This is a genomic window from Stenotrophomonas sp. 05L44_2, from assembly GCF_056665995.1.
This window is the reverse complement of the sequence record NZ_JBFTNR010000827.1, coordinates 1-1,662: the sequence shown is the minus strand read 5'-3', so window position 1 is coordinate 1,662 and position 1,662 is coordinate 1. Positions and strand designations below refer to the sequence as shown.

The window sequence follows — 1,662 nt, the reverse complement described above, 5'->3', positions numbered from 1 at the left end:
GATCACCGCACCGTCATCGCCGTACAGCACTTCGGCGGCGGCGAAGCCGGGGAAGATCGCCACTTCCAGCGCCTCGGCCTGCTGCGCCAGCCAGCGGGTGACTTCGCCCAGGCTGATGATGTAGTTGCCTTCGTTGTGGAAGCACTCGGGCAACAGCGCGTGCGGGGTGGTGCGCGCGCCGGTCTCGCTGAGGAACAGGAACTCGTCGCGGGTGACCTTCTGCTTCAGCGGTGCGCCGCGCTCGGCCCAGTCCGGGAACAGTTCGGTCAGCGCGCGCGGGTCCATCACCGCGCCGGACAGCACGTGCGCGCCGGGTTCGGAGCCCTTCTCCAGCACGCATACCGACAGTTCGCGGCCGGCGTCGATCGCACGTTGGCGCAGGCGGATCGCGGTGGCCAGGCCGGCCGGGCCGGCACCGACGACGACCACGTCGAATTCCATGACTTCACGCTGGGGCAGGGCGTTGGCTTCAGCACTCATCGATTGCATGACTCGTGGGTAGTGCCGGCATCGGGGCCACCGGCGGTTGCCTGGGAATCGCGCGTGCAGCCACGGGCGAAACGGTTGTTTGAATGTGTCAGGGTACCGGGACGGGCGTGATCGAGCTAGATCGCCGATGTTCACATCGCAATTGCTGCAATGCAGCGTAATGCGCGTGGTCTGGCAGGTGCCAACCTTGGTTGGCGTGAGCGGAAACACCAGCGCCGACCAAGGTCGGCCTCTACCCGCACACCAACTCCGCCCGGATGGCCGACAATGGCGGCAGTCCCGACTGCGTGTGAGTGCCATGGCTTTGGATCCGTACGACCTGTTCGATGTCCGTTCCCTGCTCAGCGAGGAAGAGCGCGCGGTACAGGAGAGCGTGGCCCGCTTCACCAACGAGCGCGTGCTGCCGATCATCGGTGATGCCTTCGACCAGGCACGGTTCCCGTCGGAACTGGTGCCGGAGATCGCCGCGCTGGGCCTGCTCGGTGCCACGCTGCCGGGTGAGTACGGCGGCGGCGACATGGGGGCGGTGAGTTACGGGCTGATCTGCCAGGAGCTGGAGCGCGGCGATTCGGGCCTGCGCAGCTTCGTGTCGGTGCAGAGCTCGCTGTGCATGTACCCGATCTTTGCTTACGGCAGCGAAGAACAGCGCCGGCAATGGTTGCCGGCGATGGCGCGCGGCGAATTGATCGGCTGTTTCGGCCTGACCGAGGCACATGGCGGTTCCGACCCGGCCAGCATGAAGACCCGCGCGGTGCGCGATGGCAGCGACTGGCGCATCAACGGCAGCAAGATGTGGATCACCAGCGGGCCGGTGGCCGACCTGGCCATCGTCTGGGCACAGACCGAAGACGGCATCCAGGGCTTCGTGCTGGAGAAGGGCATGCCCGGCTTCACCACCCAGGAAATCAAGCACAAGATGAGCCTGCGCGCGTCGCTGACCGGCGCGCTGTTCTTCGACGACGTACGCGTACCCGACAGCCACCGCCTGCCGAACGTGAAGGGGCTGAAGGGGCCGCTGGGCTGCCTGACCCAGGCGCGTTTCGGCATCAGCTGGGGCCCGATCGGCTCGGCCATCGCCTGCCTGGATGAAGCGCTGGGGTATGCCAAGGAGCGCGTGCTGTTCGGCCGTCCGCTGGCGGCCACGCAGAGCGCGCAGATCAAGCTGGCCGACAT

2 protein-coding genes are annotated in these 1,662 nt (G+C 67.0%); one reads left to right on the top strand and one right to left on the bottom strand.

Translation table 11 applies throughout. From position 1 onward, the window contains the following. On the bottom strand, positions 1-480 hold a 480-nt coding region (locus tag AC1VAN_RS21070), incomplete at its 3' end, for an NAD(P)/FAD-dependent oxidoreductase (protein WP_480986663.1). Positions 481-787: 307 nt separating this feature from the next. Here AC1VAN_RS21070 and AC1VAN_RS21065 point away from each other — a divergent pair. Beyond that, a partial coding sequence (locus tag AC1VAN_RS21065) for an acyl-CoA dehydrogenase family protein (RefSeq protein ID WP_480986662.1) occupies positions 788-1,662 on the top strand: 875 nt, incomplete at its 3' end.